This is a genomic window from Halopiger thermotolerans (assembly GCF_054654555.1).
Genome location: NZ_BAAIEU010000004.1, coordinates 186801 through 200524, shown reverse-complemented (window position 1 = coordinate 200524; position 13724 = coordinate 186801). Strand labels below are relative to the sequence as shown.

The 13724-nt window shown below is 67.4% G+C and carries 16 protein-coding genes; 11 read left to right on the top strand and 5 right to left on the bottom strand.

All coding sequences use genetic code 11. The annotated features are described in order from the left end of the window. Nucleotides 1–71 precede the first annotated feature (71 nt). The 4 genes from ACYQ26_RS08605 to ACYQ26_RS08590 all read left to right on the top strand — a co-directional run bounded on the left by ACYQ26_RS08605 (nucleotide 72) and on the right by ACYQ26_RS08590 (nucleotide 4597). Nucleotides 72–791 carry a class I SAM-dependent methyltransferase gene (locus tag ACYQ26_RS08605; protein ID WP_459808482.1) on the top strand — a complete coding sequence of 240 codons (720 nt, stop codon included), beginning with the start codon at nucleotides 72–74 and terminating at the stop codon, nucleotides 789–791. A gap of 57 nt (nucleotides 792–848) precedes the next feature. Next, on the top strand, nucleotides 849–1988 hold the full coding sequence (locus tag ACYQ26_RS08600; RefSeq protein ID WP_459808481.1) for a pyridoxal-phosphate-dependent aminotransferase family protein: 1140 nt from the start codon (nucleotides 849–851) through the stop codon (nucleotides 1986–1988). Nucleotides 1989–2094: 106 nt separating this feature from the next. Beyond that, nucleotides 2095–2373 (top strand): hypothetical protein, encoded by a 279-nt coding sequence (locus ACYQ26_RS08595; protein ID WP_459808480.1) that lies wholly within the window; start codon nucleotides 2095–2097, stop codon nucleotides 2371–2373. A gap of 385 nt (nucleotides 2374–2758) precedes the next feature. Further along, entirely contained in the window at nucleotides 2759–4597 is a 1839-nt protein-coding gene (locus ACYQ26_RS08590) for a carbon starvation CstA family protein (RefSeq protein WP_459808479.1), read from the top strand. A 141-nt stretch (nucleotides 4598–4738) separates the two neighbouring features. On the opposite strand, the gene ACYQ26_RS08585 is transcribed toward ACYQ26_RS08590, so the two are convergent. Continuing rightward, nucleotides 4739–5347 (bottom strand): DUF8052 family protein, encoded by a 609-nt coding sequence (locus tag ACYQ26_RS08585; RefSeq protein WP_459808478.1) that lies wholly within the window; start codon nucleotides 5345–5347, stop codon nucleotides 4739–4741. Between the two features lie 178 nt (nucleotides 5348–5525). Here ACYQ26_RS08585 and ACYQ26_RS08580 point away from each other — a divergent pair, with 178 nt between their 5' ends. Next, nucleotides 5526–5753, top strand: coding sequence for a DUF8007 family protein (locus ACYQ26_RS08580; RefSeq protein WP_459808477.1), 228 nt, complete (start codon nucleotides 5526–5528; stop codon nucleotides 5751–5753). Nucleotides 5754–5774: 21 nt separating this feature from the next. Here ACYQ26_RS08580 and ACYQ26_RS08575 read toward each other — a convergent pair whose 3' ends face one another. Beyond that, the gene (locus ACYQ26_RS08575; protein ID WP_459808476.1) at nucleotides 5775–5999 is read right to left on the bottom strand and encodes a DUF8107 family protein; all 225 of its coding nucleotides are present in this window, start codon (nucleotides 5997–5999) and stop codon (nucleotides 5775–5777) included. A gap of 109 nt (nucleotides 6000–6108) precedes the next feature. On the opposite strand from ACYQ26_RS08575, the gene ACYQ26_RS08570 reads away from it, so the two are divergent. Together ACYQ26_RS08570 and ACYQ26_RS08565 are read left to right on the top strand one after the other, a co-directional pair. After that, the gene (locus tag ACYQ26_RS08570; protein WP_459808475.1) at nucleotides 6109–6429 is read left to right on the top strand and encodes a hypothetical protein; all 321 of its coding nucleotides are present in this window, start codon (nucleotides 6109–6111) and stop codon (nucleotides 6427–6429) included. 81 nt (nucleotides 6430–6510) lie between these two features. Beyond that, nucleotides 6511–6720, top strand: coding sequence for a hypothetical protein (locus ACYQ26_RS08565; protein WP_459808474.1), 210 nt, complete (start codon nucleotides 6511–6513; stop codon nucleotides 6718–6720). An 18-nt stretch (nucleotides 6721–6738) separates the two neighbouring features. On the opposite strand, the gene ACYQ26_RS08560 is transcribed toward ACYQ26_RS08565, so the two are convergent. Continuing rightward, nucleotides 6739–7986: a CobW family GTP-binding protein gene (locus ACYQ26_RS08560; RefSeq protein WP_459808473.1), complete on the bottom strand. Its 1248-nt coding sequence runs from the start codon at nucleotides 7984–7986 to the stop codon at nucleotides 6739–6741. A gap of 73 nt (nucleotides 7987–8059) precedes the next feature. On the opposite strand from ACYQ26_RS08560, the gene ACYQ26_RS08555 reads away from it, so the two are divergent. The 4 genes from ACYQ26_RS08555 (at nucleotide 8060) to ACYQ26_RS08540 (ending at nucleotide 12566) form a co-directional block, all read left to right on the top strand. After that, complete coding sequence (locus ACYQ26_RS08555; protein WP_459808472.1) at nucleotides 8060–8356, top strand: DUF7990 family protein; 297 nt, start codon at nucleotides 8060–8062, stop codon at nucleotides 8354–8356. Beyond that, on the top strand, nucleotides 8356–9330 hold the full coding sequence (locus ACYQ26_RS08550; RefSeq protein WP_459808470.1) for an ArsA family ATPase: 975 nt from the start codon (nucleotides 8356–8358) through the stop codon (nucleotides 9328–9330). Before ACYQ26_RS08555 ends, ACYQ26_RS08550 begins: the two co-directional genes overlap by 1 nt. A gap of 146 nt (nucleotides 9331–9476) precedes the next feature. Continuing rightward, the gene (locus tag ACYQ26_RS08545; protein ID WP_459808469.1) at nucleotides 9477–10676 is read left to right on the top strand and encodes a redox-regulated ATPase YchF; all 1200 of its coding nucleotides are present in this window, start codon (nucleotides 9477–9479) and stop codon (nucleotides 10674–10676) included. A gap of 198 nt (nucleotides 10677–10874) precedes the next feature. Further along, a complete protein-coding gene (locus tag ACYQ26_RS08540) occupies nucleotides 10875–12566 on the top strand; it encodes a spermidine synthase (protein ID WP_459808468.1) in 1692 nt (563 codons plus the stop codon). A gap of 3 nt (nucleotides 12567–12569) precedes the next feature. On the opposite strand, the gene ACYQ26_RS08535 is transcribed toward ACYQ26_RS08540, so the two are convergent. Both ACYQ26_RS08535 and ACYQ26_RS08530 read right to left on the bottom strand, forming a co-directional pair. Further along, entirely contained in the window at nucleotides 12570–12785 is a 216-nt protein-coding gene (locus ACYQ26_RS08535) for a hypothetical protein (RefSeq protein ID WP_459808467.1), read from the bottom strand. A 169-nt stretch (nucleotides 12786–12954) separates the two neighbouring features. Further along, nucleotides 12955–13695, bottom strand: a complete 741-nt coding sequence (locus ACYQ26_RS08530; RefSeq protein WP_459808466.1) for a sugar phosphate isomerase/epimerase family protein — start codon at nucleotides 13693–13695, stop codon at nucleotides 12955–12957. Nucleotides 13696–13724 lie beyond the last annotated feature (29 nt).

The following is a 13724-nucleotide window of genomic DNA, read 5'->3' as shown; positions in this document are numbered from 1 at the left end:
CGAGGGTCCCCGTTATATCGGGAGCCGCTCGGCGGCGTACACTGAATACCGTGCCCGTGGGACGATCGCTCATGGCGGAGCAAACGACTCGACCGGCAGTCGAGACCGACGCTGAGACCGACACCGACACCGATGCAAACGACATCGACCACCCCGTCTTCGCCGCGCTCTACGACCTGCTTCCCGACTCGATACTGCTCCGGCCCCACCGCGAGTACCTCGCGCGGGACCTCTCGGGCCGGGTCCTCGAGATCGGGCCGGGAGGCGGGGCGATGTTTCCCTATGTGGCCGACGGCGCCGCGAGCGACCTCGCGTATCACGCGATCGAACCGGACCCCAACATGCGCAGCCGGGCGGCGAAGACGGCCCGCGAAGCGGGCCTGTCCGTCAAGCTGCGGGACGCCCGCGCCGAGTCGCTGCCCTACCCCGACGACTCGTTCGACGCGGTCATCTCGGCGCTGGTCTTCTGCACCGTGCAGGACCCCGACGCCGCGCTGGCGGAAATCGCCCGCGTCCTGCGGCCCGGCGGCGAGTTTCGGTTCCTCGAGCACGTGGGCAACGACGGCTGGCGCGGAACCGGCCAGAATCTGCTGAACCCGCTCTGGAGCCGAGCGTCAGGCGGGTGTAACCTCACTCGAGAGACGATCTCGCTGTTCGCCGCCCACGACGCGTTCGGCGTCGAGGAAATCGAGCGCCTCGAGTTCGGGTTCTTTCCGGTGTCGCCGGTCGTTCGCGGGACGCTGCGCCGGGAGCGGGACGGACTCGGGCTGGGAAGTCGCGGACTGCGCTGAAGCGGCGCGGGCCCGAAGCCGCCGGGATTTATCGGGTCGCGCGTCCCGGCTCTCGGTATGAGCGACGATCGACTGCGGATGACCCCCGGACCGACCGAGGTTCCGACCGCGGTTCGCCAGCGGATGGCCGAGCCGACGCCGAACCCCGACGTCGAGAGCGAGTTCTTCGAGACCTATCGGTCGCTGACGGCCAACCTCGAGCGGATCTACGCGGCGGGCGGCGGGACGGCCGGCGCGGCCGCGAGCGCCGACGACCCGCTCCCCGACCGCGACGTCGTCGTCCTCGGCGGCGAGGGCATCCTCGGCCTCGAGGCCGCCATCGCCTCGCTGCTCGAGGAAGGCGACCGGGTGCTCTGTCTCTCGAACGGCCTCTACGGCGACGGCTTCGCCGACTTCGTCGAGGACTACGGCGGCGAGGCCGTCACCTGCGAGTTCCCCTGGCGGGAGACCCTCGAAGTCGAGGCCGTCCGCACAGAACTCGAGCGCGCCGCCGACGCCGGCGAGCCGTTCGACCTCGCGACGATGGTTCACTGCGAGACGCCGACGGGGACGCTGAACGACCTCGAGCCCATCCTCGAGGCGCTCGAGGACCACGACGTCATCTCGATCGTCGACGCCGTCTCGGCGGTCGGCGGGACACCCGTTCCGACCGACCGGATCGACGTCTGTCTGGGTGCGAGCCAGAAGTGCCTGAGCGCGCCGCCGGGGCTGACGACCTGCGCGATCAGCGACCGCGCCTGGGAGCGCATCGAGGCCGTCGAAACCCGGTCGCTGTACACGAACCTCGAGCCCTGGCGGAACGCAGCCGACGAGGACGTGGAGTGGTTCCCCTACACTCACCTCTCGGCGAACGTCGCCGGCCTCGAGACCGCGACCGACCTGCTGCTCGAGGAGGGCCTCGAGAACGTCTTCGAGCGCCACGCAGAAGCGGCCCAGCGGTGTCGCGAACGGGCGGCGGAGCTGGGCCTCGAGCTCTATCCCGAAACGGATGCAGCCTCACCGACCGTCACCGCGCTCGAGGTCGACGGCCGAGCGCAAGAACTGCAGGACCGGCTGCGCGAGGAGCACGATATCGTCCTCACCACCGGATTGGGCGACCTCGAGGACGACATTCTCCGCGTGGGCCACATGGGCCACAACGCGCGTCTCGAGAAGGTCGACGAGACGATGGACGCGCTCGAGGCGGTCCTCGAGTGACGGCGCGGGCGCGCTCGCCGTCGGTGACGGGTGCGACGCCGGCATGAACGCGTAGCCGGAACCTGCAGGTGGAACCGTTTCCCGCGTGTCGCCGCTACCCTCGCACATGTCAGAGCCCGATCGGGAGCCGACGAAGAAACCGACGAACACGAAGAAGGAGGCCAAACACGAGGACCAGTGGATGATCCGCAACTGGATCGCGCTCGCCACCGTCGCGATCTTCGGCCTGCTGTTGCTCGCGATCGCGCTGATGCAGGCGACCGGCCTCGTGGACCTGCTCGGCTCCATCGCGGAGACGCAGGCCCAGCAGTGGGGCGTGTTCGCCGTGCTCGTGCTCGCCTGGCTCGCGCTGGCCGGCTGGAGTTGGAAGGCCGTCAGCGGCTAACGGATCGTATCGCCCGCGGACGCGATCGGCGCCGGTACCGGCTCTGCACTCACTTTTCGTCCCTTCCTCGAGCCGTCCCCTCCGTTTCCCTCGGTAACTCCACGACGGCGACGAAGGGCTATCCGACGATTCGAAACGGCGGGGTGATGACCGGCCGACCGATTCGAACGACGGTGTGGCAGGAGGATCCGTAGCACGCCGAAATCAGAACGAAACCCGGTCAGTCTGACCCGACCGCCGACGTTTGCTGTAACTACCACTCGATATAAGTAGTGGTTTCCAGCTCACAGAGAAACGGCCCGTATGTATAGAATTCTTCCAATCTGCAGGACGGGAATAAATAACTATTAAGGTTATCGCACACCCTTGGTTGGATGGACATACTATGACACAGGTAATATGGATCATCGCCGCAGTACTGGTCACGTTCACGGCGGGGTACGTGGGGTACTCGAGGTACCTCACTCAGTTCGTCGAACTCGATCCTGACCGGGAAACGCCGGCACACAAGTACGAAGACGGGCAGGAGTACGTTCCGTCGAAGAAACCGGTGCTGTTAGGGCACCACTACTCGAGTATCGCCGGTGGAGCGCCGATCGTGGGACCGATCACGGCCGGCGCGATCTGGGGGTGGGTGCCCGCGCTGCTGTGGATCGCCATCGGGAACCCGCTGATGGGGGCCGTCCACGACTTCGTCTCGCTGTCGGGTAGCCTCCGACACGAGGGGAAGTCGATCGGCTACATAATCGGGGAGTACGTCGGCGAGAGCGGGAAGAACATGCTGCTGTGGTTCGCGTTCCTGACGATCGTGCTCGTCGTGGCGGTGTTCGCGCTGGTCGTCGGGATCGTCTTCAACGCCTACCCGCAGGTGGTGACGGCGTCGCTGCTGTACATCGCGCTGGCGCTGGCCTTCGGGGTCTACCTCTACCAGTTCAACGGCCCGTTCATCCCGGGGACCGTCGTGTTCGTCGTCGGGGTCTTCGCGGCCGTCTGGGTGGGGCTCGAGTACCCGCTCGCGCTGTTCGCCGGGGACTACCCGGCCGGGACGATCGTGCTGTTCGGCGGCGACGGGAGCTGGGTGCCCGGCGCCGGCGCGCTCGGCGGTAACACGGCGGGATGGATCCCGATCGTCATGCTCTACGCCGCGGTCGCGAGCGCGCTTCCGGTCTGGGTGCTGCTCCAACCGCGCGACTACCTGTCGTCGTTCCTGCTGTACGCCGGGGTCGGCGGTGCGATCCTCGCGATCATCGTCGGGACGTTCCTCGGAACGTCGTCCGAACCGCTCGTCATCGACAGCTCCCTCGGCGCGTTCGAAGGCTTCTGGGGCGTCGAGGCGGCCGGCTACGCGCCGCTGTTCCCGTTGCTTTTCATCACGATCGCCTGCGGGACGATCAGCGGCTTCCACTCGCTGGTCTCCTCCGGGACGACCGCCAAGCAGCTCGACAAGGAGACCGACGCCCGCCTGATCGGGTACGGCGGGATGCTCGGCGAGGGGCTGCTCGCCGCGGTCGCGCTCTCGACGCTCGCCGTGTGGGGTGCCCCCGACGCGAGCGGCGGTATCGGCGCCGCCCTGCCGAACTTCGCCTCGGGCGGCGGCATCATCCTCACGAGCTTCGGCATTCCCGAGACCGCGGGGGCCGTGTTCATGGCGCTGGTCCTCTGTAGCTTCCTGCTGACCTCGACCGACACGGCCGTCCGTCTGGGCCGGTACATGATGGAGGAGATCGTCGGTACGCCCGCGGGACGGACCGACACGGGACTGAACGCGGACCTGCGATCGATCGCCCGCGGTCGGTACACGAACCCGATCGTGCAGATCGTGCCCGCGTACCTGCTCGTCGTCTCCGGCCAGTGGGTCGTCCTCTGGCAGCTGTTCGGCGGTGCGAACCAGCTGCTGGCCGCGCTCGCGCTGCTGACCGCGACCGTCTGGCTGGCCAACTGGGACGACAGCAAACAGCTCGTCTCGACCGGCGTCCCGATGGCGGTCATGGTCACGATCACCGTCCTCGGACTCTCGATCCTCGTGTTCTACGAGAACCTCTACCTGAACCTGATTCAGGGCGGGGCGGGATCGATCGAGGCGACGCTCTCCTCGATCGTGCAGATGGCGCTCGGACTGACCCTCATCGGGCTGGCGCTCGCGCTCGTCAAACTCGGCTACCAGAACATCAGCCGCGTCCGGCGCGGCCCCGAGACGCCAGCCGCCGAACCCGGCGACGACTGACGCCTTCGTCGCCGCCGCGATTCGTTTTTTCGCCGTCGTTACGACCATAGTGCCGACAGTACCGAACGCGTGCCGACACCGATCGACGCGCAGACGCTCAGACGTCCGTGACGTGTCGCCGACGAACCGTCGCGACCGCGCTCACTGCCAGAATCGCTTGGCGAACCGCGAGAGAAGGCCCTCGTCGGGCGTCGTCACGTCGTCCCAGAGGGTAAACGCCTCGGCCACGTCGGCGGCCTCGCTGGCGACGTGGTCTTCCTCGTCCGGCACCACGACGACGAGGTTCACCTCGTAGTGGCCGTGATAGCCGAACTTCAGGAGGGTGCGATCGCGAAAGCCCTCGACGAACGCGCGGACGTCGTCGGGAATCTCGTTCGCGACGAGGACGAACGAGAAGTCCGTCCCGAAGTGTTCCTCGTCGGGGACGACCAACTCGTCCGCGAGGTCGTGGCCGAGGTCGACGAGCCGCTCGAGTTCCGCGACCGTCGGCCGCGACTCGCGGCGGGCGAAGAGGTACTCCTCGGCCTCGTGGTCGGCGTAGGACAGCGCCGGGTGGAAGAACTGCTTCTGGCTGCGGACGCGCATCTCCCCGTAGAGGTCCCAGCGCTCGCCGCCGACCCGGTGGTCCTTCTCGAGGTCGTAGTTGTACAGCAGTCGGTCGGACACCCGGTCGAGGTACTCGTCCTCCCAGTCGGGCACCGCCTCGCGGATTTCGGCCGGCAGCTCCGCCGGCGTCCGCTTGTCGCTCATCGTGCGTGGATCGGCCGCGGGTCGGTTCGGTCGCGGTCCGTCGTCGGGTCGGTTCCGTTCGAATCCATGACTCGGTTTCGCATACCGCCGGTTGCGCTCGGGATATGAAATACTCGTCGGTGGACGCCGGGCGGTAAGTTTTAGCCGCCGGAGACGTAGTTTCGTGTAAGGGATTCGCATGGGAGGCAAACGGACCGAGGCCTGCGGCCGGTGTTCGATGTCGACGGTCGTCGACGTCGCCTCGAGCGACGAGGACGACGAGGACGGCGGCGCTCGCGACCCGTTCGGCGAAAACGCGATCGAGGTCGACGACGAGACGCTCCGGCGCGTCTCGCCCGGCGCGTGGGTCGGCCGCGTGACCGACCGGATCGACGACTTCGGCCGCCGGCTCATTTACGGGCGCTGACCGCCGGCCGCGAGCGGCCGGTCAGGACATCGTCACGAGATACGTCGCCGCGAACAGCAGTATCGCCGCCGTGGCGACGTTGATGAGGCCGAACTCGAGGAAACCCAGAAACGATAGCCCCCAGACGATCGTCCAGCCGAACAGCGTCGAGAGGACGGCGTTCATCGCGAGCAGGACTCGCGGGTCCCCCTGCGAGGACGACGCGCCGGCCTCGAACCCCTCGTAGTCGGAGTCCTCGTCGTTCATACAGGGAGACGGCGGCACCGCCACTTATAGCTTCGCCGCCCGGGACCGCGCCGGTCGGGCCGGAAACCGCACGGTCTAACGCTTTGTCGCGCGAGTCCGTACGACGGGTATGCAACTCCGCAATCGGGACGGCGTCCCCGTCGATCCGGTGCCGTTCGTCGTGGTCGTCGGGCTCACGTTCATGGTCCTGCTGTCGTTCGGCCCGCTGTACGGACAGGCGCTCGGACTCCCGCTCGAGGCGGCGATCGCGCTCTCGGTCGCGGTCTTCACCGTCGCTGCTATCACCGCCTTCTACCGCCAGATCTGGACCGCGCGTCCCGAACTCGACCGCGAGGTGGCGGCCGTGGTCCGCGCACAGCGGGTGTTCTATCTCATCCCGATCCTCGGGGCCCTGCTCGTCGCGCTGGCCGTGCCGCTCGTCGTCGGCTGAGCGCAGCGGCGCCGACTCTCGGTCGTGCGTCTGTGACACACAGTCGCACGATATTAGTGGCCGCCGACCGAACGACCACGTATGGGACTCATCGATTCGGTGAAATCGGCGCTGACCGCACCTGCGTCCGCGTCGACGGGGCGGCCAGACGACGGCTCCGCGGGCGCCTACTGGTGTGACGACTGCGCCGTCCGGATCAGGGACGTCGACCTCGAGGGGGAGCCCGTCTGTCCGGACTGCGGCGCCGAGATGCGCTTCGAGCGCTCGACCGGCCGGGACTGCGCGTGTTGAGAGGGGATCGGAAGCCGGTCAGGGCTCGCGGACGACGACCTCCTCGCCCTGGTCGTCCGGGAACGGCCCCTCGAGGTCCGCCTGCCACTCCGCGTCGGTGACCAGCGCGTCCTCGAGCCGCTCTCGCAGCGCTGCCTCGTCGTAGTCGGTGCCGATGAACACCAGTTCCGTCCGCCGATCGCCGTGTTCGTCGTGCCACTCGAGGTTCGGGCGGTTCGACCGGTACATGTCGCGCTCGACCTCAGGGAGGCTCGCGATCCAGGGGCCCTGTGCGGTGGCCCTGATCGAGGGGCCGGCCTGTGCGATCGCGACGCGCATCTCGGTATCGGCGATCCAGGCGGTCCCCTTCGCACGGACGATTTCCGCGGGAAGGTCCTCGAGGAACGCGGCGAACCGATCGGGGTGGAACGGCCGGCGGCGTCGGTAGACGAACGACGAGACGCCGTAGACCTCGTCGGGGTGGTGGTGGCCGCGGTGGTCGTCGTGGTGATCCCCGCTCTCGGCGCGATCATGCGCGTCGCCGTCGTGTCCGTGATCGTCTTCGGCCGACTCGAGCGCCCGCTTCCAGCCCGGCAGATCGTTGACTCGGTTCGGATCGAACAGGTCCGCACCGAGCAGCCGGTCAGGATCGACCGCCGAGAACTCCGTGCGGATCGTCTCGGCGTCGGGCTGGAGCGCGACGACGAGTTCCTCGGCCTCCTCGAGGTCGGCCTCGCTGCAGAGATCGGCCTTGTTGAGCAAGACGAGGTTCGAGACCTCGACCTGTTCGACGAGCAGGTCCGACAGCGGCCGGTCGTCCTCGTCACCGCGGCGTTCGGGCGTCCCCTCGCCGCCGAAGGCCTCGAGGAAGGCGGGCGTGTCGAGCACGGTCACGAGCGTGTCGACGTCGTACAGCGCCGCGACCCGCGACTCGGTCGTAAACAGGCGCGCGACGGGCGCGGGCTCGGAGATGCCCGACGACTCGACGATCAGGTGATCGAACGAGCGATCGCGGGCCAGCCTGACCACGGCGGTCTCGAGGTCGTCTTGCAGCTCACAGCAGATGCAGCCGTTCGAGAGCTCTGCGACGCCGTCGTCGAGTTCGAGTTCCGAGCCCTCGGCGACGAGTTCGGCGTCGACGTTGACCTCGCCCATGTCGTTGACCAGCACCGCCAGCGACCGGTCGCCGGCGTTCGAGAGCAGGTGGTTCAAAAGCGTCGTCTTCCCCGCGCCCAGACTGCCGGAGAGAATCGTCACCGGAATGGCGTCGGCCGTACCCGTTTCCATACCTGAACGGTGGGACCGAACTGACTTCAAACCGATCATGAGAGTTTTTAGCACTCACTACCGAGGTACGGATATGGAGCTGTCAGACCGGATCGAATCCTACCGCGAGACGCTCGAGGAGTGGCTGCGAGGCCTCTACCACGGGATGATCTCGCACCCGGCCTACGAGAAGATCGAGAAGGAAGCGGAAGACACCGAAGACGCCTTCATCCTCGCGTGTTTCCCCGACGCCTTCGGCATTCCGTCGCCGGTCTCGTACTACACGGCGGAGCTGCTGCCGTACCTCGAAGACGAGTTCGAGGCCTGGGAGCGGCGGCTGTGGGACCGCGGCACGTACCTCGAACGAAAGGGCCAGCAGTACCACTTCTGATGGAGCCGTTCGTCTTCTTCGGCGGCAAGGGCGGCGTCGGCAAAACGACGGTGTCGTGTGCTTACGGACTCAAGTGCGCCCGCGACGGCCACCACACGCTCGTCGTCTCGACCGACCCCGCCCACTCCGTCACGGACGTCTTCGACCAGCCGTTCGACGATTCGCCCCGGCCGGTCGACGGGATCGAGGGACTCGAGGCCATGCAGATCGATCCCGAGGACGAGGTCACCCGGCACTTAGACGAGATCCGGCAGGACCTCTCCGAACAGGTGTCGGCCTCGATGGTCAACGAGATCAACCGGCAACTCGAGATGGCCCACGGGACGCCGGGGGCCTACGAGTCCGCGCTGTTCGACCGGTTCATCGAGGTGATGCACAACGCCGACGACTACGACCGGGTCGTCTTCGACACCGCGCCCTCGGGCAGCACCCTCCGCCTGCTCGGGCTGCCCGACCTGCTCGAGGGGTGGATCGACCGACTGATGCACAAGCGGCGAACGAGCATCGACCTCTTCGAGAAGGCCGCGGTCGGCAACAACGAGCCGCGACGCGTAATGGAGGGCGATCCCGTCCTCGCGCGACTGCAGGAGCGCAAGGAGTTCTTCGAGTTCGCCGGCGCGGCGCTGCACGACGACGCCGCGTTCTTCCTCGTGTTGAACCCCGACGAACTGTCGCTCAACGAGACGCGACGCGCGATCGACGACCTGCGGGAGAAGGACCTCCCGGTCCGCGGACTCGTGGCCAACAAGCTCACGCCGGCGCCCGATCCCGACGAGAACGGCCGCGGCGCGCGCTACCTCCGCGAGCGCGTCGAGACCGAGCGGGAGCGCCTCGAGACGATCCGCTCCGAGTTCGAACCGCCGCTGGTCGCCGAGATCGGCTGGCGGAGTTCGGAGGTCAAAGGCGACCTCCTCGAGGACGTGGCCGCCGAACTCGCCATCGAGACGGCCGCCGAACCGCCGACCCACGTCTGACTCGAGTCGGCCGCCGGCTCGGGCTACCCACCTCGCTCGAACTGAACAACGTGTCCGACCGACCGAGCGATACACCGTCGTGTTTTCTCGTGACACACCCTCGGCGGAAGGAAACGCGTTTAATCGGGCCGCTCCTGGGACGGCTAATGAGTACGAGTTACCGGATCGGACTGGTCGGCAAACCGTCCGTCGGCAAGTCCTCCTTTTTCAACGCGGCGACGATGAACGACGTGCCCGAGGGGGCCTACCCGTTCACGACCATCGACCCCAGCGTCGGCGAGGCCTACGTCCGGGTCGACTGCGCGGCCCCCGAGTTCGACGAGGAGTGTACCCCCAACGTCGGCTACTGCGACGACGGCACCCGGTTCGTCCCGACGAAGCTCGTCGACGTCGCCGGCCTCATCCCCGGCGCTCACGAGGGTGCCGGGCTTGGCAACCAGTTCCTCACCGACTTAAACGAGACCGACGTGCTCGTCCACGTCGTCGACTTCTCCGGCCAGACCGACCTCGAGGGCGAACCCACCGAGGACCACGACCCGCGCAAAGACATCGACTTCTTAGAGGAAGAACTCGACCAGTGGTATCTGGGCATCTTGGAGAAGGGCATCGAACGCTACGAGTCAGGGTACACGACCGAGGACGACGCCGTCGAGGAGGAACTCGCCGAACAGATGAGCGCGTTCAAGACCAACGAGGACGAGATCAAACGGCTCATCCGCCGGGTCGATATCGGCTTCGAACCCGACGAGTGGGACGACGAGGACAAGCTCGAGCTCGCCCGCGAAATCCGCAAGGAGACCAAGCCGATGGTCGTCGCGGCGAACAAGATGGACCTCCCGGAGGCCCAGGAAAACTACGCGGAGATCACGGCCGACCCCGACTACGACCACCTGACGTTCGTCCCCTGCAGCGCCCACGCGGAGAAGGCCCTGAAGTCGGCCGACAAGGCCGGCGTCGTCGACTACCGGCCCGGCGACGCGGACTTCGAGATCACGGGCGACATCTCGGGCGAACAGGAGCAAGGCCTCGAGCAGATCCGCGACTTCCTCGACGAGTACGGCGCGACGGGCGTCCAGGCGGCCCTCGAGACGGCGCTGTTCGATGTGCTCGGCGTCGTCCCGGTGTTCCCCGGCGGCGCGAACGGGCTGGGCAACGAGCGCGGCGAGGTGCTGCCCGACTGCTACCTGATCCCGCCGAACTCGACCGCGGAGGACTTCGCGTACAGCCTTCACTCGGACATCGGCGACGGCTTCCTGCACGCGATCGACTGCCGGACGAACCGGCAACTCGGCAAGGACTACGAGGTCGAGCCGCGGGACGTCATCGAAGTCATCACGACGAACTGAGTGCTTCGCCCTCGCTTCTCCGGCAGTCGTCGCCCGCCGTCGCTTCGTGCTCGCCCGTGCCGTCGTCCACTCTGGGGCGGCGATTCGGGTGATTGGAGGCTGTTCCTCGATGTTAGACGGTCGCGGTCGCCGCGTCTCGAGCGACGACTGTGTGCGGAGGCGACAAGTACTCACCCGAGGATCACGTCCCCTCGCGTGATGGACCGACGGACCATCGCGTCATATCGGCCCTCGAAACCCGGCCTCGCCGTGTTCGTGTCGGGCGTCACGAGCATGGGCATCGAGATCCTCGCGCTCCCGATCGTCGCCCCGCAGTACGGGAGCCACATCTACACCGTCGGCGGCATCCTCACGGTCTGTCTCGCCGCCCTGAGTCTCGGCTACTGGCAGGGCGGCAAGCGCGCCGCCAGCGCGACGCTCCGGGAGATGAGCTGGATTCTGCTCGGCACGGCGGTCTACATGGGCGTCGTGATCTACGCGAACGACCTGCTGGTCGTCGGGACGTCGACGCTCGCGCTCCCGGCGCGGTACGCCGCCCTGCCGTCGGTGATCGTCCTGTTCGGCCCGCCGACCTACCTGCTGGGCTTTATCAGCCCCTACGCCGCCGAACTCTCCGCGAAGGAGGGGACCGGCGAGGCGTCGGGCCACGTCTACGCGCTCGGGACCATCGGCAGCATCGTCGGCTCGGGCGCGACGACGTTCGTGCTGATCCCGCTGCTGACGATCGGCCAGATCGGACTGCTGTTCGGGCTCATGCTCGTCGCGACGGCGCTGGCCATCGAGGCGCCGTCGCTCCCGCGGAAACCGACGGCCGCCTCGGTCGTCGTCGCAGCCCTGCTCGTCGTCGCCGCCGGCGGCGGCCCGATCGCGCTCGACTACCGGGGCGACGTCGTCTACGAGACCACCACCGCCTACCAGCAGCAACTCGAGGTCGTCGACGACGGCGACGTGCGGACGATGTACTTAGACGACGCCCGCCACAGCGCGATGGACCTCGAGGACCCCGATCGGCACGTCTTCACCTACACGAAGTACTTCCACCTCCCGATGCTGATGGCCGACGACCCCGACGAGATCGACCGCGTGCTGTTCATCGGCGGCGGGGGATACACGGGCCCGCAGGACTTCGAGGAGCGGTATAACGTGACCGTCGACGTCGTCGAGATCGATCCGACGGTCACCGCCGCCGCCAAGGAGTACTTCGGCCTCGAGGAGAGCGAGAACCTGACCGTCCACACGGGCGACGGCCGCCAGTACCTCGAGCGGACCAACGAGACCTACGACCTGATCGTCCTCGACGCCTACAAGAAGGATCAGGTCCCCTTCCACCTGACGACCGCGGAGTTCATGGAGTTAGCGTCGGACCGGCTGAGCGAGGACGGCATGCTGTACGCGAACGTCATCTCGGCGCCCAGCGGCTCCGCCGGCGCGTTCTACCGCGCGCAGTACCGGACGATGGACGAGGTCTTCCCCGAGGTCTACAGCTTCCGTACCTCGGAGCGGGACGCCATCCAGAACATCGAGGTCGTCGCGACGAAGAACGGAACCGAGCTGTCGACCGCCGAACTCCAGCGGCGAAACGACGCGCGCGATCTCGGCGTCGATCTCTCGGGGGCGATCGCCAACCGGATGGCCGAGCCGGATACCGACGACGCGCCGGTCCTTCGCGACGACCGCGGCGGCGTCAACGGGCTGCTCGACCCGATGCTCGGCCAGCGGTACGTCGTCGAGGAGACGGCCGGAAACGGAACGAACGAGTCGGTCGCCGACACCGAACCCGCGGCGCCGGCCGCGATCGGCGCACCGTCGCTCGAGGGGCTCGGCCCGCCGTCACCGGCGACCGAAGCGGAAACCGACGGGTCCCGGCCCGCTCCGACGGGCGCGGCCTGACCGTCAGCGGTAGATGTTTTTGTACCGTTCGCGGTACTCCCGCAGCGCGAGACGTGCCTTTCGACGGGACGGGAACCCGAATCCGACGGCGGGACACGAGTCGTCGGGACACTCCCACCGGAACGTCCCCGAGCGGGGATCTTTCGTCACCGTCGCGTCCTCGTCGCACCGCGGACACTTCCAGCCCCACCGGAGGTCGTTTACGTACTCTCGAGACATACGGTCGTAGGATGTGACCCGACGGGCTCGCGGAAAATAGGGCTCCGACTTCACCCATGCACTCTTTATACGGCCGCGACCGTCGTCGGTTCGAACTCGAGCACACGATCGAACCGAACTCGAGTGCGCGATCGAATATTCGATCCGCGACAGCAATCGCGTCGACGGACTACCGGAACGACTCGAGCGTCTCGGCCCCGTGGGCCATCGATTCCTGGGGGTTCTCGGGGTTGTCGTGCTCGTAGATGTACCACTCGACGTCGGCGCGACGGACGGCCTCGAGGGCCCGTTCGACGTCGAGGTCGCCCTCGCCGAGTTCGACGCAGGTCATCGTCTCGCTGTCGGCGTCGGCGAAGTGGGCGTGCGAGATCCGGTCGGCGTACCGGTCGACGACCGCGACGGGGTCGGCGCCGCCCGCCCGCGCCCAGCCGAGGTCGATCTCGAAGCCGACGGTTTCGGCCCGCCCGAGCAGTTCGTCCAGCCCTGTCTTGGTGCCCAGCGAGACGAACTCCTGATCGTGGTTGTGGTACTGCAGGTCGAACCCGTCGGCCGCGAGCTCGTCCGCGACGGCCGACAGTCGCTCGGCCGCCTCGGCGATCGATTCCTCGGACGCGAACCGTTCGGGCTCGAGCCACGGCACGACGAGCGTCTCGCAGCCGAGGCGGCCATACAGCTCCGTTACCGCGTCGTAGTCGTCCTCGAGGTCGTCGAGGCCGACGTGGGCCGCGGCGACCTCGAGATCGTTTCGCTCGAGGGCGTCGATTACCGCCTCGACGTCGGTCTCGTCGGCTCGAATGCGCAACGCGAACTCGACCCCGTCGAAGGACGTCTCGCCGACCAGATCGAGGATATCGGGCAGCGGTGCGTCGATGTCGCGCAGCGAGTACAGTTGAACGGCAGTCCGAACCATACCTTGAGAAGCAATACATCACCAAATAA